Here is an 18,513-nt window from a genome sequence, read left to right as displayed (position 1 = left end):
AATTTAAAATATTCCCGCCGCTCAATCGTCTGCATTGATATACTCGTATTGCATTCTTATTAAAATGGCTAAAAGACTTCCCTTAATTATTCTCCTCTGGTTTTGTACCGACCTTTATTTTTACAAGGCTATACACACATTAACCCGCGCTGCCGATTATTTATGGATCTATTGGGTAATCGATCTCTTGCTGATGGGCGGCCTGGCCGCGGTGATCTTTGTGCGGCGTGGTTCGCAAATGCAGCAAACGCTCATCACCTGGGTAATAGGGCTAATGCTATTGGCATTTATTCCCCGCTTATTGGCAGTTCCTGTTTTGCTCATTGAAGACCTTTCACGATTGTTTCGCGGTTTCCCGCCAAGGGAACTTTGGGTGAGTGAACTGGCATTTGGTGTTGCTGCTGTTATGTTCCTGGTGGTGCTGTTTGGCATTACGCGGGGGCGGCATTTTTACCGGTTGCGGCGCGAAACCATCTGGTTCCCGGATCTGCCGGAGGCCTTTGATGGCTTCACCATCACGCAGATCACTGACGTGCATTCCGGCAGCTTTACCAATGCAGCAGGCGTGCAAAAAGGGCTCGACCTGGTGAACGATCAGCAAAGTGACGTCATCTTATTTACCGGCGACCTGGTGAATAACAAGGCCTCGGAAATGGATCAGTGGATCCCGGCATTCGCAGGGCTAAAGGCGCCGACGGGCAAGTTTTCTATCCTGGGCAACCATGATTACGGGGATTATATCCAATGGGAAAGCGCGGAGGCCAAGCATGCAAATTTAAAGCGGTTAAAACAAGTTCATTCCGAGATCGGGTTCCGCTTGCTGCTTGACGAAGCGGTAACGCTGAAAAAAGACGATCAATCTATCGAATTGATCGGGGTGGAAAACTGGGGTAAAGGCGGCTTTCATAAGTATGGCGACCTGGAAAAAGCTACCGCCAGCGTGCCGGGTGACGCCTTCAAGGTACTTATGTCGCACGACCCTTCACACTGGGAAGGCGTAACGCTGGAACATGACCAGCACATCCACCTAACGCTGTCAGGGCATACCCATGGCATGCAGTTCGGCATTGATTTTTTAGGATTTAAGTGGAGCCCCGTCCAATATGTTTACAAGCAATGGGCCGGGCTTTACCAAAACGCAGGGCGGTACCTGTATGTTAACCGCGGATTTGGATTTTTAGGCTTGAAGGGCCGAATAGGTATGTGGCCCGAAGTTGCGGTGATCACTTTAAAACGGGGCAGCAGATAATCTGAAGCCTTTTTTTGCCGGCGGTTTATGCGTGCTGCTGAAGTTAATAAATGAGCCGGCGGGTAAAGCGGGCTACCTAAACGCGGTGTCACGAGAACTCCACCTCTTTAGGCCAGCGCGGCATTCTCGCGCCAGGAGGAGACATTCTCGCGCCAGAAGAGGAAAAAGATTTATTGAAACCTGATATTTTAAATTTATTAAACTTGTTAAGTTTGTATTAAATCTAAACATATTATTATAATTGTAAATCTCAATTTTTAAGTTACATTTATTCGTCTGGAATAATGTTCAGTTGAAATATAATTTCATTTGAAGTCATTTAACCTGTTAACCTTATTTAATGAAAGAAAAGAAAATTAAATTTCAGCAGTTCCATCCTGCCGTAAGTAGGATATTATCATCTCGAAGAAAGAATGAGGAATTAAATTTTGTAAAAAATGTTGTAGATTTTAATACATTATGCAGTATAGCTGATAACCTATCAAATACAGTTAAACCAATTCTTTTTACACTTTTTGGAAATCCACTTCCGCGGAGTATTTCTGACTTAGGTATATCCGATACTCTCTATAAACCAAAGTCTCTGATTCAAGAAATGAATTGGCTTTTTGTTTCAGTAAGAAAATATACTAAAGAACTTTCAATTTTCCTTGTTTTAAAAAAAGATTTTGAAAAAGCCTTTTTGAGAGGAATGTATGAAAAAGCTGAAAATATATTGGGAAAGATCTTAATTGAAACAGGGTATTCGTTGTGGTACTTAGAAGCAAAATTTCTTTTATTAGAATATCAAAATAGATCGGAAGAACAAAAAGAATTTTTATCGGAAATTAATATTTTAAATAAAAAAGGAAGAATCAGTACCATAGCTCAATTTTTATCATTTCGAACGGAAAGAAATTTGTCAGCTTACAAATACGACTATGATATCAATTCTGTTTTTAAAAACAATAAAAACAAATTTGAAAAGGATATTAGAGAGTACTATTTATTTCGCTTAAACTTTTATGAAAATTATTCATTAGATGATTTCAGTCATGTACTTCTTTTCGAAAATTCTAACTCAATTGTAGATCGGTATTTAGTGCTTCGGGATGTTTTAAAAGTTTTATGCATTCAAGGGGATAAGTTTACCTTTTTGCAATCAAAAGCAAAATATCTTTATAAAAAAACAAATGATGAACAATTGCTTTCTTTATTATTCGCTTTAGAACCAGAAAATAAAATTGATTTATTTTATAACAGCAATTATTTGCACATTATTGATTTGTACTATTCTGGTTTTTATAAAGAGGCGATTAATGAAATTAGAGAGTATTTTTTGAAAAATAGTGTAAATATTGATTTTATAGTTATTTATGCCAATTGCCATATTAGTTTAAACAAAGATTATACTACACTGACAAATGAAAAGAATTCTTTGTTAGATCAAATTGGAATAAAAATTTTCAATTTAATTTCCAATAGGACTGATCGCAAAGCTTTGTTGTACAGCTTATATCAAATTAATAAGAACCTTCTTTCTTTTGATGTATCTGCCGGAATTGACTATTTATTAAAGGAGGAGCAAAACTTGATAATTAATAAGAGATTGAAATTACTCTCTCTTACCTCCTTCGATCCTTACTTTTCAAATTATTACTTAAAAGAAGCTAATGCGTTAAAATTCCTTGAAGTAGGGTTGAAAAAATTCTCTAATTCTGTTGCGATAAAATTTCATAAAAGTTTTTTAAGCAATGAATTGATGTTAGATACTGAAATTAGCAAGCAAGTATATTTAATCAATAAAGCAAAGCTGGCTTATAAAAATGATTTATATTTTGAAAGTATCGAGGCGTGGGGTAATATTATCGCGATATTTTCTGATAATGCCTCCATTGTACAAACAGCGTTAAAGTTTTGGTTTAGGTGTTTGATTAAAATGGAACTTTATAATGAAGCAATCGAATTTTTTGTAAACCACTATCTGAATGAAAACAATTCGGTTTTAAGAATTGAAACCAAAGACCTTATAGATGTTTTAAGAAAAAACCGCTATAAAAACATTAAACGGGCAATAGATTTACCGATTTTTATTAGTTTGACGTCTGACGATGATATTGAAATTAGTTTCATTTTGGAGCAATTTTGTAAAATTTATGATAAAAAACGTCCATCCCAATTGTTTGATGAAGTGCTTGATGAAAATGATTTGAAAATCGAGCTATTTTATAATAACGTATGTAGAATCGAAACTTTAAAACACTCCATTCACATTAATAATACGATTGAAAGGCTAACTGAGCGAATTAATATTGTGAACCATCTTATTGAAATTGTTCCTGCCAGAAAAGATCTTTATGACGAGGAGTTAAAACTCATTACTAATGAACTAATTGTTTATGAGGGAACTCAAAAACTTGAAGAAAGTAAGATTTATGCAAATGACCAAGCGATAATAAACAATGAGTTAAACGAAATTGAGGGCTTATTTAATAGGTATAAAACTATCTATAGGCTATTTTTGAAAAATAAAACAATACTCATCATTAGTCAGAAAAGTTATGCTATGTTTCAGTATAATGGCGGTGACAAATATAATGAATCGGAGGTCAAATATACAGATAGTGCATTGGCGGAAGTATTCGCAGAGTTATTTGACTCCATACTCGACAAATATTTATTTAGTAAATTCGGTATAGTAGCTTATCTAAGCACGCGGATACGGCATGGGGTTTTACTTGGAGAAATCAGACCTGAAATCGAAAAACAAAATTTGATTCTTAATACTTTTGGTGAAAAAAATGAGTATCAAGAAAATCGATATTGGAGAAGCGCAACTTTTAATCTTTCCAGTAGTGAAATTCAAAAGCTCTACGAAATTTTATCAAAATTTTCTTTGTCTGTAGATAACATAATTGAAAAAATAATCAAAGAAAAGATTCAAATAAAAAAAGACGGTAAAAACGAGAATGGACTTTTTAATTATGAATTCGATAAATCGGAGCTTTATAACTTTGCGGTGACGCTATCAGAAGAAACAGATGCAAAGATATTCTGTCAAAAAGTAATTGATTTGATATGGTTGAGAACAGATGCAAATTTAGAAGTTATTAGGTCTTATATTGATAAACAAATAAAAGATCAATTTTCAGAAGAGCTAAATAAATTAGAAAGAAATTTAAGACAAAATTTTGCAAACGATAGACTCCCTCAAATTTTTACAAATGTTAACGAATGTAATACGATAATCGAAAATCGATTAAACAAAATAAGTTCTTGGTTTAGAAGGTCAGGATCAACTATCGATGATTTCGACGTCAATAAACTAATCAATATTGTGTGGAAAAATACTGAACGATGTTATCCCAAGGTAATGGCCGATTTCAATATTACTTTAAATATAAATCCAACTATAAAATCCTCTTTGTACATTCATTTTACTGATCTTTTTAGAATTCTCATTGATAACATGTTTAAATACGGCACGCCTCAAGATGGTTTAAGAGATTTTCAGTTTATCTGTTCAGAAGACAATGGATTTATGATTTGCGATTTCATCAGCTCAAAGACTCTTGATATAATTGATCTTCCCTTTAAACAAACTACTGATGGAAAACTTATTGTGGATGATAAAAAGTTAATATCCGAGGGTAAATCGGGAATTAGCAAAGCTATAAAAATCGTGCAATACGACTTAGAGAACGAAAGAAACCATGTTAAAATTATAAATGAATATGAAAATAAATTTCATATTCAAATTGCTATACAACTAAACCAGATTTTGGTATGAAAATCTTGATAGTAGAGGATAATCAAAAAAAGTTAGAAAAAATTAAAGGTTATTTGGAGAAAGAATTTCCAGATGTCGATCTGGAACAAAAAACGTCATATAACTCTGCCGCAAAAGAAATCGCATTAAATTACGATCAATATAATTTGATTTTATTGGATATGAGTATGCAAACTTATGATATCTCAAATGATGAATCAGGTGGTGAACCGGAACCATTAGCCGGTAAAAATATATTAAAACAAATTTATTTAAGAGAAATTCCAACAAAGGTAATCGTTGTAACAATGTATGAGAATTTTATTGATGGAACTAAAATTGACCAATTACATCAAGAGCTCAAAGAAGGATTTAGCGAAAACTATTGCGGATTTATATTCTTTTCTCATACCAATTTGGATTGGTCATTAAAACTTAAACAATTTATTAAAGAATTGACATGATTAAAATATTAATTGTTGATGATACCACAGAGAAAGCTAATATTTTGGTCGATTTTCTTGTAGAGGAGTGTCATATTTCTAAATCAGCTATAGCTCATAAAATAAATGTCAAAGAAGCACGAAAAGCTTTATATAACACATCATATGACTTACTCATTTTAGATTTGGTGCTGCCAGTTGACTCTGAATCTGAGCCTTTAGCAGAGGAGAGTATAAAGTTTCTTAATGAAATTTATTACAATAGTGAAATTCATATACCTGTACATATTATTGGTTTTTCTCAATACGATGACCTAATTGAAATTCATGCTGACAGTTTTGATGATAAGCTGTGGCATTTAATTCATTTTAGTTATAAGAATTCAAGCTGGAAAGATAAATTGAGAAGTAAAATTTCTTATTTGGTTTCTGTAAAGAATCGGTTTAGGGAAACTGTTGAACAACAAAACAAATTTGATATTTGTATTCTGTGTGCTCTTGAAAGTCCAGAATTGATTGAAGTGTTAGATCTTCCAATGAACTGGAAAAGATTTGAAACTGATAACTCTTCTTTCATCTTTCACGAAGGCAAAATATCTACTTTATACGGAAACACATATAGAGTCTTAGCTTGTTCAATTAATCGCATGGGTATGCATGCTTCTGCAACAGTTGCTTCAATGGTAATAGCCAAATTTGAGGTCGATTATTTATTTATGACCGGAATATGTGCAGGTGTAAAAGAAAGAGGACTAAATTTGGGGGACATCATTATCGCAGAAAACGCTATTGACTATGGATCAGGAAAAATGGAAGAAGATGAAAAGGCTAATTTTATATTCAAACCCGAACCACATCAACTACCAACTGATCAAGGTCTTATTTCCAAGGTTCAAAATTTTGTTAACAAAAAGAATGAAATATTGAAGATTCAAACTTGTTATAGAGGAGTAGCCCCTGTCAATTTGTTGAAAGCTGTTGTGGGGCCTATAGCTTCTGGGTCATATGTAGTGGCGAGTAAAACTTTTATGGAATCAATAGAAGATAAAAATAGGAAATTGTTAGGTGTTGATATGGAAGCATATGGTATTTATTTAGCTTCCCATTTTTTAAATAGAACCAAAGTCCTACTTGTTAAATCAGTCTGTGACTATGGAGATCAACATAAAGCCGATGGTGCTCAGGCATATGCAGCCTTTACAAGTGCACGTTTTGTATACTCATTTGTATTAAACATGTTTTAGTGTTTTTAATGAGCGCTAATCACTGTTAATTATAATTTTATTACTCCTCTATCGCGAGGATATCCGGGCAGGCAAAAGCGGTTGGCTACTCATGCTCCGCGTTCAGGTAGCCCACCTGCCGTGCAGCAAAATGCCGGGTTAGGGATAGCAGCGGATACCGGCCTTTGCGCCTAATGCCTGCAGCCGTATGAGCGGAGAGCCCGGCCACGCTTCTACCGGCGTGGAACCCTATGAAAATCAGAAGGTAGTTTTTAGTGGGCAGTTGGCAGCGGTTAGCATAACGCATTAATCATCCTCGTCATCTTCCTTACCAGAGCATCCCAACACTTAAGAGGGATCATATTGGGGTTCTCCGGTTCTTTCGGCAGGTCGCGGCATCGCGCCAAGGGGAGTGTTTTTAAGCTTGAAGGGCCAGATAGGTATGTGGCCCGAAGTTGCGGTGATCACTTTAAAACGGGGCAGCAGATAAAATGAAAGGCTGAAGGGCTTTTGTGCCCGCCGCCGGTTCAAATGTCTCAATTACAATATCGCTTTTGCGATGTAGCGGGGCTTTTTGTTTACAGACAAGCAGAATGCTTGTTATATTTTAGGTCGAAGTTGCTAAACTTCGACCCGTGAGGAGACGCTTGACCAGGCCGGGGTGCTCCGATATACTATTTCTTGCTTTTATTAACGATTTTATAAATATCCAGTCTTCTGTCTTTGAGGTTTCTAACTGCACCGAAGTTATGAAGCTCCTTTAATAAATCCACATCAACATCGGCAATCAGTGTTGTTTCAGTATTAGGTGTAGCTTCTGCTTTGATGCCATTAGTGGGGAATGAAAAATCAGAAGGCGTAAAAACGGCAGACTGCGCATATTGTATATCCATGTTATGGACTTTAGGTAAGTTACCTACACTGCCGGCTATAGCTACATAACACTCGTTTTCAATAGCCCTGGCCTGGGCGCAGCTCCTAACCCGGGTATAACCGTTTTGGGTGTCTGTCATAAAAGGTACAAACAGAATTTGCATACCCTGTTCTGCCAAAAGGCGGGGCAGTTCCGGGAATTCCACATCGTAACAAATCAATATGCCTATTTTACCGCAATCCGTGTCATAAGTAGCAATTTGATCTCCGCCAACCATTCCCCATGCACTTTGTTCAGCCGGCGTTAGGTGAATTTTGCGGTACATTTCATATGAACCGTCCCTGCGGCAAAGATACCCCACATTTTGCAGCACTCCGTTGTCCAGGTAGGGCATACTGCCCGTTATAATATTAATGTTATAACTAATGGCATACTCAATAAATTTGTCACGCAACGGAATAGTGAAATTGGCTATTTCGCGCATTGCCCCGGCTCCGCTTAAGTGATTATAGGCTGTCATCAACGGCGCGTTAAACAGTTCCGGAAATAAGACAAAATCACTTTGATAGTCGCTGATCACGTCAACAAAAAATTCGATTTGTTCGCACAACGACTCCATGCTCTCGAATGGCCGCATTTGCCATTGTACTAACCCTAACCGGATAATAGATTTTTTAGAGTTGATATGTGCCGCTTCCTCGTTGTAATAAATGTTATTCCACTCTAACAACGACGCATATTCCAACGACTGCGTATCTCCCGGCAAATAGCCTTTTAAGATCTTTCGTACGTGAAAATCATTAGCTAATTGAAATGATAGCGTAGGATCGTAGATTTCCTTACCTTTTACCTTTTCCAGGTAGGCTTTAGGCGTAAGCTTATCCGCATAATCCTTGTATTTAGGGATCCGTCCCCCTGCAATTATCGCCCGCAAGTTATGCCGTTCACAAATTTCCTTCCGCGCATCATATAACCTTCTTCCTATACGCATCCCCCGGTACTCGGGATGTACGAAAAAATCAATGCCGTATAACACATCTCCGTCTTCATCATGTGTTGAAAAGGTATAGTTACCGGTTATTTGCGCGTAGCTATGGTTGTCACCAAATTTGTCATAATCAACTATCAGCGAGAGGGCGCAGCCGGCAATTGCACCGTTAACTAAAATACAGATCTGGCCTTCAGGAAATATATTAACAAGTTGCGTGATATGTGTTTCGCCCCAATAGGATGCGCCTTCCCATTCTGAATAGGCTTCTATCATTGAAGCTTTTAAGCCCAAATAATCGTCCTTGGTGAGGGTTCGTAGTTCTATTTTAAGCTCTTCGTTCTTAATTTCTTTTTCCATTTTCATGATCAGTCCCTTCTGCAAACACAAATGTAAGTGCAGATTAGGATTTAAAGTAAAAAAAAAGCATCCTCCCGGTAAAGGAGGATGCCCACAATAATTTTTATAGGTATTAAGCTATTTGTACATTTACTGCGTTAGGTCCCTTACGGCCCTCTTCAACATCAAAGCTAACAACACTGTTCTCGCGAATGTTGTCAATCAGGCCGCTGGAGTGAACAAAAATCTCGCTTCCACCATTGTTAGGTGTAATAAATCCGAAGCCTTTTGTTTCATTAAAAAATTTTACTGTTCCTTGTTGCATTATATTATATATTAATAAGTACACAAGGTACGCATAAAACAGGAGGTATTTTCTTTTTGATAAAAATATTTAATGGATATTTAATCCCTCAGCTGTCGAAAGGGCTTTACACCACCCTCTAGCGCGTATCCGGGCAGGTAAAAGAAGTTGGCTTCTCGTGCTCCGCCTGCTAAGTGTCCCGCCTGCTATGCAGCAAAATGCCGGGTTAGGGATAGCAGCGGATACCGGCCCTGAATGAGTGGGCAGTTTGTAGTGGGCAGTTGGTGGTGATTTTGAAGCATGCTTGTGGTATGCAGAATTTGCGCCTAAGGCCCGTGCCGTATGAGCGGATAGCCCGGCCACGCTTCTACCGGCGTGGAACCCTATGAAAATAAACAGGCAGTTTTTAGCGGGTAGTTGGCAGTGGTTAGCATACGACTATCATTCATCCTCATCATCGTCCTTACCAGCCTTCCAACATTTCAGATGGATCATATTGGGGTTATCCGGCTCTTTCGGAAGGTCACGGATCTTGCCGATAAAAACCTGGCCCTTTTCATTGGCCCAAACCTCGTACTCCATTTCGCCGGGGACCTGGCCGGTGAGCACGGCGCGGGGCTGGATGTCAAAATACTGCATAATGGCCAGGATGGTGTGCCCTGTTTCGGTGAGGTCCTTAAAAGTTTTGTCGGCTTTGGCTTTGGCGGCGTGTACCTTGCGGTTATAGCTGATGATGGCGTCCAGGTCGCTCACCTTGTTTTGGCGGGTGTAGGGCGGGGCATCGTTTAACAGGTTGTTAAAATGTTGGTTGCGCGCTTCAAACAGCCGGGTGAGGTGGTAGTAATGGCTGCAATAAGTGGTGAATTCGTTGGTCATGGTGTTGGGGGTAATGGGTTTGGAAATTGTTTTTGTTGGGCGGGGTGTAAATGTCCCGGCGTATAGTGGACTCACCCGGAGGCGCTTCGCTGTCCGACCTCTCTTCCGCAAGCGGTAAAGAGGTGAGAAAAGGATTTTTTTCTTTTTTTCGACGGGAGAAAGCGGGGCGTAAATGTCCGGGCGCATAGTGGACTCACCCGGAGGCGCTTCGCTGTCCGACCTCTCTTCCGCAAGCGGTAAAGAGGTGAGAAAAGGATTTTTTTCTTTTTTTCGACGGGAGAAAGCGGGGCGTAAATGTCCCGGCGCATAGTGGACTCACCCGGAGACGCTTCGCTGTCCGACCTCTCTTCCGCAAGCGGGAAAGAGGTAAAAAAAGATTTTTTTCTTTTTTCGACGGGAGAAAGCGGGGCGTAAATGTCCCGGCGCATAGTGGACTCACCCGGAGGCGCTTCGCTGTCCGACCTCTCTTCCGCAAGCGGTAAAGAGGTGAGAAAAAAGATTTTTTTTCTTTTTTCGACGGGAGAGAGCGGGGCGTAAATGTCCCGGCGCATAGTGGACTCACCCGGAGGCGCTTCGCTGTCCGACCTCTCTTCCGCAAGCGGTAAAGAGGTGAGAAAAAGGATTTTTTTCTTTTTTTCAACGGGAGAAAGCGGGGCGTAAATGTCCCGGCGCATAGTGGACTCACCCGGAGGCGCTTCGCTGTCCGACCTCTCTTCCGCAAGCGGTAAAGAGGTGAGAAAAGATTTTTTTTCTTTTTTGACGGGAGAAAGCGGGGCGTAAATGTCCCGGCGCATAGTGGACTCACCCGGAGGCGCTTCGCTGTCCGACCTCTCTTCCGCAAGCGGTAAAGAGGTGAGAAAAGATTTTTTTCTTTTTTGACGGGAGAAAGCGGGGCGTAAATGTCCCGGCGCATAGTGGACTCACCCGGAGGCGCTTCGCTGTCCGACCTCTCTTCCGCAAGCGGTAAAGAGGTGAGAAAAAGATTTTTTTTTGTTTTTCAACGGGAGAAAGCGGGGCGGTACCAGCTTACCCGTCATTGCGAGGCTGGTTGCCTGCAACAGCTTCGAAGCAATCTCTACGGTATGCATGTACGGGAGTTAAAAGCAATGTGGTAACTGATCGGGCCTGCTGGTAGGTATCCGGGGAGTGGCTGGCTGTACGGTTACCATCGGCTTAAAGGTTCCTGATTGTCCTTAGTAGCGGTTGCTTCGTTCCTCGCAATGACGCGCGGGGAGGGGGTCCCGTTTTTCCGGGATAGTGTTTTCGCGGTTCGCCGTTCGTTTGATGTGATCCAGCAGCGCAGGGGAGAGCAGCTGATCAATTGCTGCTGCGTCCCTGATCCGCGCGGGACCTTTTATCGCAATGCCCGTTACTTTTTTGTCATTAGTTATCGGGTCATTGATCATTATGTCATTAGTCATTAAGTCATTGGTTATTGTGGTATCAGTCATTAAGTCATTGGTTATCGAGGCATTGATCATTACGTCATTTGCAGTTTCATTTTGTTCACTGTCCATAGGTTCAAAGGCATCCGAAGGACTGCTGTGGAGGAGCCTGTTTACGGTAGTCAGGCTGATGTTTAACCGGTCGGCAATGTCGCGCTGGCTGTAGCCTGCTGCGGAGAGGGCAGTTATTTTATGGGCCAGTTCGCGGCGGTCTGTGGCGGTGCGGGTAAGCAGGTGCAGGCGTTCGGGGCTGTGACCTTCGAAAGCGAAATGCAAAAACGCGCCGGGTTTTTGGATGCGGCACAGGCATACATTGTCCGCGCCGTAACGCTGCCGGGTGTTGCGCTGCTTCACCTGCTTCAGGTAACAGAGGTCCGGGTCGAGGGTGCTTTTACCGATGGCGAAGGCGCTGTCGGCAAAGTTGATGAGCAGCTTGCTGCCGTGCAGGTCGTCGGCGCTGATGGGTTGCGTGGCGTTGCGCCGTTTGGGGGTATGCGCCAGCACGAGGATAGACAGGTTGTGTTCGGTTTTTAACGCCTTGAGGCTTTTCATGAGCGCAAGGGCCACTGCCGAGTTTTCGGTGCCGCCGCGCAGGCAGGTGATGTTATCAATTATGAGCACGGACGCCTTACATTGGTTTACTTTATACTCAATGGCGGCAATCAGCAGGTCGTTTTCGTCGATATTTGGCGGCGGGTCGGCTGTGAAATTGTACTGGGCACGGAAAAAGTTCTCCGAAAACCGGTGATCGGCGTCTCCATTGCTGTACCGCAGTCCAAACTGGGCCTGGCTCAGTTCGAAATCGATGTAGAGCACCCGGGCTGGCGGTGCCTGGCAGGCAAAAGGGGCGATGTCCTGACCGCGTGCAATTGCTTCGCCAATCTGCACGGCCAGTACGGATTTGCCGATATTGGTATCGGCGAATAGCATACACAGCTCGTTCTGGTGCCAGAGCTCGCCAAGCAGCATTTTTGCTTCGGGTTCGCGCCGGGCCAGCTCCAGCCAGCGGTTGCCGTTCTCGATGGTAAACAGGCGGCGGCAGTCGTCGGGCGTGGGGCGGACGCGCCGGTTACTTTTTATTCTTTTAGCGGGGCGGAGGGGCAGTCCGCGGCTTTCGGCGCGCAGCTGTTCGATGACGGGCGGCCGTTCGGAAGTGGGGGTGATGGTCATTGGAGATAACGTTTACCACAAATTTAAGTGGTTGCAACGGCAAAAGTGCTGACACTGTTTTGTCAGTGGGTAGTTAATGTGGTTGAGGTTTTGTGCGGGGGAATGTACTGGCGTGAATGCATTGGCGGGTTGACTCACCCCGACATCGCTTCGCTCGCCGACCCTCTCTCCGCTGCGCGGAAAGAGGGTAAGCTGCGGCTTTCGTTAAGTTTTTTTGCGCGGGGTGTTTACATCAATGCATTGGCGGGTTGACTCACCCCGACATCGCTTCGCTCGCCGACCCTCTCTTCGCTGCGCGGAAAGAGGGTGAGCTGCGGTTTTTGGTTGATTTTTTGCGCGGGATGTTGAGCTAATTGCATTGGCGTGAATGCATTGGCGGTTGACTCACCCCGGCATCGCTTCGCTCGCCGACCCTCTCTTCGCTGCGCGGGCAGCGGGTGAGGCGCGGTTTTTGCTTAATTAAATCGACGAATCATTAGAAAATGCAAATCGGTATTGCTAATTGTTTGATTATCAGGTATTTGTTAATTTACTAAAAGTAAAAACGCTGATAATGAGCATGTTTCACAATGTTCCGGGTGTTCCGCCGGGATAAATGGAACGGTAAGCCCGGACTTTTATTAAAATTCTACTTCAAAAAACTCTGCCAGGGCACCAAAATAGCTGCTGTTCCAGCCATCCACCATGTCATCAAATTCTTCGTCGGGAATATTGGTATGCCTTAGTTCAACAGAGGTATCTTTTCCGTCGGGATGCAGCTTTATGGTTACCAGCGATTGCTCCGGTAGTCCGTCAAAATACCACTGCTGAACTATCTTTTTATTTTCTTCAAATTCCAGGTTTTTGCCAACAATGCTTCCTTCCCACATTGAAAACTCTGAGCCGGGCTCGGTAGTCATCTCGGCGGGTTCGCCCGTCCACAGTTCGATGGTAAGCGGGTTGGTTAACGCGGTATAAACCTCTTCGGGCGTTGCAGTAAGCTTGTAGTATTTTTTAAAGTCTTTCATTAAAATTGATCCTGCGGTTAAAAGAGCGTAAAGGTATTTAAACGCCGCTGATATCTGCCGGTAAAATTAAGCTTTATCCCAAAGGTAATACCGTTTTGCCGTAAACTTCATTTAAAACGTTAGCCATACCGGCATAAATTGCCGAAGCACCGCAGATAATACCTTCATACCCGGCAAATTTCCCTATCGCCTCGTTCCCGGTACCATGTTCGGCAGCCAGCAGAAAGAATAACACCACCAGTGTTGCAAATACAATTTGCAGGGCGCGGTTTAATTTAAGTGTACCAAAAAACAGGAACAGGGTAAATATGCCCCACATGGCCAGGTAGGCACACATGGCACCTTCAGAAGGTTTTGTCGCCCAGCCCAGCTTGGGCATCACCATCAATCCCACCAGCGATAGCCAAAAGAACCCGTAAGAGGTAAAGGCTGTCAACCCGAAGGTGTTGTTCTTTTTTGCCTCGATGATCCCGGCAATTACCTGTGCCAGTCCACCATAAAAAATGCCCATGACCAGGATCATTGAATTTATTTCGAAGAAGCCGGCGTTATGAAGATTTAGCAGCACAGTGGTCATGCCGAAGGCGCACAGGCCAAGCGGAGCAGGGTTGGCAATGCCATCCTTTACCGCAACAGGAGTTGTTGGGATCATAGTTTAAAGGTTTTTATAATTGGTTTTGATTGCAATTTAACTTTTCCGGGTACAAATACCAATTTTTTATGCAAACTGAACCGTAACTTTACGGTTAACCTTATAACTATGCAAAAACTGGTATTGTTGCGTCATGGCGAAAGCCTTTGGAATAAAGAAAACCGTTTTACCGGGTGGACCGATGTAGATTTGTCTGAAGAAGGTTTTAAACAGGCAAAAAGGGCAGGGGAGCTTTTAAAAGAACAGGGATATAACTTTGATATCGGCTTTACGTCTGTCTTAAAAAGGGCAATAAAAACATTGCATATTGTTTTGGAGGAGCTGGATCATTTATGGATCCCGGTACAAAAGTCATGGCGTTTAAATGAGCGTTTTTACGGGGCATTACAGGGGCTGAATAAAGATGAAACGATAGCTAAATATGGCCCTGAACTGGTGCAGAAGTGGCGCCGTGATCCGCATGAGCTGCCGCCGGCCATAACAAAAAACGATGACCGCTATCCCGGCAAGGATCTGCGGTATAAAGACCTTACGGAACGCGAATTGCCGCTTACTGAAAACCTGAGTGAAACGATGGATAGGGTGCTGCCATTTTGGAATGAATTTATTGTACCTGCCATGCGCAAAAATCAAAAGGTAATTGTGTGCGCGCATGGAAACAGCCTGCGCGCGCTGATCCAATACATTGACCATCTTACAGATGAAGAAGTTACAAAATTAGACCTGCCAACAGGCGTGCCATTGATTTATGAGCTTGATGAAGGGCTAAATCGGATAAAGCATTATTATTTGGTGTAAGTTTGAATTTTTTACCATAAAAAGAGCGAACATTTTTTAAAGTCGTTATTATAACTTTAAAAATGTTCGCTCTGATTGGAATGGGAAGTATTAATTTCTACCCCATAGCCTTATTGAGTGCAATAATGGCCGTATCAAAATCTTCTCTCGCTATTAAAAACTGGATATTTACTTTGCGTAAGGCAAAACCGGCACTCTTAATGTTTATATTATTTTCGGCCAGTGCGGTTGCTGATTTTGCCAACAGGCCTGGCCTGTCCATATTTGAACCAATTAAACATACCATAGCAGCCTTTTCTGAAGTTACTTTTTCAAAGTTATCTTCCAGTTCGTGAATAAGTTTTTTGTTGAAGTCCTTTTCCCAGATAACTATAGAGATGCTGTTGGCATTAGTTGCCTTGAAGCTATAACTCACATTATATTTAAAGAACATCTGCATAATTTCCAAATCGCTGCCGGGTGTTCCAACCATTGAGGGGTCGTAAATATCGATGATCATTACCTTTTCGGTACCGGTAATAACTTCAACGCGTTTATGCTCGCAGATGTAGTCCTTAGTAATCAGGGTACCTGGATGTTCAGGATCGAAGGTGTTTTTTATCCGCAAGTTTATGTTGTTGATTTCCAGTGGCTTGGATGCCTTTGGGTGAATAGCTTCCATGCCCACATCTGCCAGCTGATCGGCCACATCATAATTGGTATTACCCACCGGCGAACAATTTTCAATACCAACCAAGACCGGGTCCGCTGTACACAAGTGATACTCTTTGTGGATGATCGCCTCTTCCGGCGCAACAGCTACTGCAATTTTACTGAAAGTAACTTCAGAGTAGCCGCGGTCAAACTCGCGCATGATGCCTTCGGTGCCTTTGGCATAACCTGTTACAATACATATAGTGTTCTTAAAATCAATATGTTGCAACTCCCTCTTAATGCGTTGGTCAATGGTGTAAGAGTGATGGTCATGAAACCCGCTCAGGTCAACCAGCGTTGAATTAATACCCATGTTTTGCAGGATGTTGGCAAAATTAAATGCCGAATGGCTTTCACCTATAGAAGCCAGTATTTCGCGCGCTGCCTGTAAGATTCCTTCATTGCTCACATAACCTGATGTAAGGATGTTCGCAAGGTTCTCCAGGTAGGTCTGTGCTTCCTTTACCCGCTTCTCAATAAACTGGTCGGCTTCTTCAATATTTAAACCAAGTTCCCCGTAGCTTTCGTTGATCTGCTTTAGTTTGGTTATTAATTCATTTAAAGGTTTATGAAAGTCCCTGAAATTTGCCAGGTTATGATAAACGCCTGGTTCACCTGTTTTTTTATTTTCGAGCAGCAGGTTAGTCACGCCTGAAAATGCCGAAACAACAAAAATACGGTTGTATAAATCCTGGCCGCTGCGGTTAAAAAGGATGATGTTTTTTATTACATCTTTTAAAGCGGTCATGGAGGTACCGCCAATTTTCTCTACTGTTAACATTTTGTAAAATATACGCTTGGGCGTAAGGTGCTATTATTATGCCTGTTTAAATAAATTTCTGTTATTTATTGATTAACAGGTTATTGTGGTTTATATTTAAATTAATTATTTAATGGGTACACTATTAAATTGATAAGCTCTTATCAAAATGGAAACTGCCTATTCCGGCTTATGGTAAAGGTCGCCGGCCTTCGCGGCAGACAGTTTTATGCCCTTTATCATAGCTGAGCTGAAACCATTATGCTCCATTTCGTTAAGGCCTGCAATAGTACATCCGCTCGGTGAAGTAACCTTATCAATTTCCTGTTCGGGGTGTGAAGCGAGCTGTAATAATAAATCGGCAGCACCTTTAGCTGTCTGCGCGGCCATTTTCAGTGCGTCGTGCGCATGAAAGCCAATTTCAGTGCCGCCCTGTGAAGCTGCCCGGATAGACCTTAAAAAGAAAGCGATCCCGCAGGCACATAATGCAGTAGCGGATGTCATTAATTCCTCGTTTATCTGTATTGTCACACCAACGGTGTCAAAAAGTGACCGTACAAAATTGATGTTTTTGGGAGTACCATTATCGGTTGCAATACAGGTCATTGACTGCCCAATAGCTATTGCCGTGTTTGGCATAGCACGAACTACCTGTACATTAAGATCAAGCTGGGTACGGATGTCTCCACAACTAACGCCCGATACCACAGAGATCAGTAATTGTTTTTCTGATTTTATAGACGGCTTTATTTCATCCAGTAACTTGTTCAATTGGTGCGGCAATACGGCTAAAACCACAAAGTCAGCTTTTCTTACAGTTTTAAGGTTGTTATCGGTGGTATGATATCCTTCTTCCGCATAAGAAGATAATGCACTAACATTCCTGCGTGTTAATGAAATTTGCTGCGGTTTGCAGATTCCGGCCTTTACCAATCCTTTAGCTAACGAAATGCCTATGTTGCCGCTTCCTAAAATGGCGATATGTTGTTGTGCGTTCATTTGTTGTTGCTTAAAAGTGTTCCAAATGGTTTATTATCCTTCAATTTCCCCAAGTCATTTGAGTTGCCTATAATTACCGACGTAACCCCGCAGGCTATCGCAGTAAAGGCGTTATCCAGTTTAGGCAGCATCCCGCTATGAATTATTTGCTGTGCTTTAAGTTCTTCATATCGCTGAGGGTCAATATCCTGTATCAGCGATTCCTCATCATTAATATCTTTTAACACACCCTTTTTTTCGAAACAATAAATAAGGGTTGTTTTGTATAAGTCTGACAGTGTAACGGCTAAGGCCGATGCAATGGTATCGGCATTTGTATTTAAGAGCTGGCCCTCACCATCATGCGTTAATGCACAAAAAACAGGGGTAAATCCTGCACCGATCAAGTTTTTTAAATTTTGCGGATTGATGGAATCCTCGTCAAGATCGCCCACAAAACCGTAGTCAATTGTTTTAACAGGGCGTTTCTTCGCACGGATAAAATCTCCATCGGCGCCGGTAAGGCCAATTGCATTGGTTCCAAACCGTTGTAACTGGGCTACAATGTTTTTGTTGATAAGCCCGCCATACACCATAGTTACCACTCTCAACGTTTCAATATCTGTTATTCTCCGTCCGTCAACCAGCTTAGGCTCAATCCCTAAAGTTTCGGAAAGCTGGGTGGCCACTTTTCCCCCGCCGTGTACTAATATTTTAAAGCCATCAAGTGCGGTGAAATCCTTTAAAAAATTATGGAGGTTTTCTGAATTATCGATAACGTTTCCACCAATTTTTACAATATAAAGACTCTTATTAGTATCAACTGGTTGATCCTGACTTGAAACTTTATCAATTCTGCCCATATATTACCCCTTATTGTTAAAATGGAAGTTGAAAATCTCAGTTATTATCTATTTGCGGTTAAAAATAGCAAAAAAATGGCAAAATGTCTATATAAATGGCTTG

16 protein-coding genes are annotated in these 18,513 nt (G+C 41.7%); 6 read left to right on the top strand and 10 right to left on the bottom strand.

Features of this window, described 5'->3' with window-relative positions; genetic code table 11:
* The first annotated feature begins 64 nt into the window (after positions 1-64).
* The 4 genes from MuYL_RS14335 to MuYL_RS14320 all read left to right on the top strand — a co-directional run bounded on the left by MuYL_RS14335 (position 65) and on the right by MuYL_RS14320 (position 6,684).
* A complete protein-coding gene (locus MuYL_RS14335; protein WP_094571228.1) occupies positions 65-1,249 on the top strand; it encodes a metallophosphoesterase in 1,185 nt (394 codons plus the stop codon).
* 340 nt (positions 1,250-1,589) lie between these two features.
* Positions 1,590-5,018, top strand: a complete 3,429-nt coding sequence (locus MuYL_RS14330) for a hypothetical protein (protein ID WP_094571227.1) — start codon at positions 1,590-1,592, stop codon at positions 5,016-5,018.
* A complete protein-coding gene (locus tag MuYL_RS14325) occupies positions 5,015-5,461 on the top strand; it encodes a response regulator transcription factor (RefSeq protein WP_094571226.1) in 447 nt (148 codons plus the stop codon). The genes MuYL_RS14330 and MuYL_RS14325 overlap by 4 nt, the downstream gene beginning before the upstream one ends.
* Positions 5,458-6,684, top strand: coding sequence for a phosphorylase family protein (locus MuYL_RS14320; RefSeq protein WP_094571225.1), 1,227 nt, complete (start codon positions 5,458-5,460; stop codon positions 6,682-6,684). The genes MuYL_RS14325 and MuYL_RS14320 overlap by 4 nt, the downstream gene beginning before the upstream one ends.
* Positions 6,685-7,337: 653 nt before the next feature.
* On the opposite strand, the gene MuYL_RS14310 is transcribed toward MuYL_RS14320, so the two are convergent.
* From MuYL_RS14310 to MuYL_RS14295, 4 genes are all read right to left on the bottom strand, one after another.
* Positions 7,338-8,891: a bifunctional GNAT family N-acetyltransferase/carbon-nitrogen hydrolase family protein gene (locus MuYL_RS14310; protein WP_211710153.1), complete on the bottom strand. Its 1,554-nt coding sequence runs from the start codon at positions 8,889-8,891 to the stop codon at positions 7,338-7,340.
* 106 nt (positions 8,892-8,997) lie between these two features.
* Positions 8,998-9,189 carry a cold-shock protein gene (locus MuYL_RS14305; RefSeq protein WP_094571223.1) on the bottom strand — a complete coding sequence of 64 codons (192 nt, stop codon included), beginning with the start codon at positions 9,187-9,189 and terminating at the stop codon, positions 8,998-9,000.
* A gap of 420 nt (positions 9,190-9,609) precedes the next feature.
* Complete coding sequence (locus MuYL_RS14300; protein ID WP_094571222.1) at positions 9,610-10,044, bottom strand: hypothetical protein; 435 nt, start codon at positions 10,042-10,044, stop codon at positions 9,610-9,612.
* A gap of 71 nt (positions 10,045-10,115) precedes the next feature.
* A complete protein-coding gene (locus MuYL_RS14295) occupies positions 10,116-10,838 on the bottom strand; it encodes a hypothetical protein (RefSeq protein ID WP_094571221.1) in 723 nt (240 codons plus the stop codon).
* 105 nt (positions 10,839-10,943) lie between these two features.
* On the opposite strand from MuYL_RS14295, the gene MuYL_RS23245 reads away from it, so the two are divergent.
* Complete coding sequence (locus MuYL_RS23245; protein ID WP_157740852.1) at positions 10,944-11,159, top strand: hypothetical protein; 216 nt, start codon at positions 10,944-10,946, stop codon at positions 11,157-11,159.
* Positions 11,160-11,237: 78 nt separating this feature from the next.
* Here the strand turns inward: MuYL_RS23245 and MuYL_RS14290 are convergent, their stop codons facing one another.
* The 3 genes from MuYL_RS14290 to MuYL_RS14275 all read right to left on the bottom strand — a co-directional run bounded on the left by MuYL_RS14290 (position 11,238) and on the right by MuYL_RS14275 (position 14,318).
* Entirely contained in the window at positions 11,238-12,659 is a 1,422-nt protein-coding gene (locus MuYL_RS14290; RefSeq protein WP_094571220.1) for an AAA family ATPase, read from the bottom strand.
* Positions 12,660-13,279: 620 nt separating this feature from the next.
* Positions 13,280-13,666: an SRPBCC domain-containing protein gene (locus MuYL_RS14280; RefSeq protein ID WP_094571218.1), complete on the bottom strand. Its 387-nt coding sequence runs from the start codon at positions 13,664-13,666 to the stop codon at positions 13,280-13,282.
* 73 nt (positions 13,667-13,739) lie between these two features.
* On the bottom strand, positions 13,740-14,318 hold the full coding sequence (locus MuYL_RS14275; protein ID WP_094571217.1) for an acetate uptake transporter: 579 nt from the start codon (positions 14,316-14,318) through the stop codon (positions 13,740-13,742).
* A 108-nt stretch (positions 14,319-14,426) separates the two neighbouring features.
* Here MuYL_RS14275 and gpmA point away from each other — a divergent pair, with 108 nt between their 5' ends.
* A complete protein-coding gene (gene gpmA, locus MuYL_RS14270) occupies positions 14,427-15,116 on the top strand; it encodes a 2,3-diphosphoglycerate-dependent phosphoglycerate mutase (protein ID WP_094571216.1) in 690 nt (229 codons plus the stop codon).
* 97 nt (positions 15,117-15,213) lie between these two features.
* Here the strand turns inward: gpmA and MuYL_RS14265 are convergent, their stop codons facing one another.
* From MuYL_RS14265 to argB, 3 genes are all read right to left on the bottom strand, one after another.
* A complete protein-coding gene (locus MuYL_RS14265) occupies positions 15,214-16,590 on the bottom strand; it encodes an aspartate kinase (RefSeq protein ID WP_094571215.1) in 1,377 nt (458 codons plus the stop codon).
* Positions 16,591-16,749: 159 nt separating this feature from the next.
* On the bottom strand, positions 16,750-17,568 hold the full coding sequence (proC, locus tag MuYL_RS14260) for a pyrroline-5-carboxylate reductase (RefSeq protein WP_094571214.1): 819 nt from the start codon (positions 17,566-17,568) through the stop codon (positions 16,750-16,752).
* Positions 17,565-18,410, bottom strand: a complete 846-nt coding sequence (gene argB, locus MuYL_RS14255; RefSeq protein WP_094571213.1) for an acetylglutamate kinase — start codon at positions 18,408-18,410, stop codon at positions 17,565-17,567. The genes proC and argB overlap by 4 nt, the downstream gene beginning before the upstream one ends.
* Positions 18,411-18,513: the final 103 nt, after the last annotated feature.

Origin of the sequence: Mucilaginibacter xinganensis, from assembly GCF_002257585.1 — a bacterium.
Taxonomy (GTDB): domain Bacteria; phylum Bacteroidota; class Bacteroidia; order Sphingobacteriales; family Sphingobacteriaceae; genus Mucilaginibacter; species Mucilaginibacter xinganensis.
The sequence above is the reverse complement of the archived record's forward strand: the minus strand, read 5'-3'. Positions and strand labels throughout refer to the sequence as shown.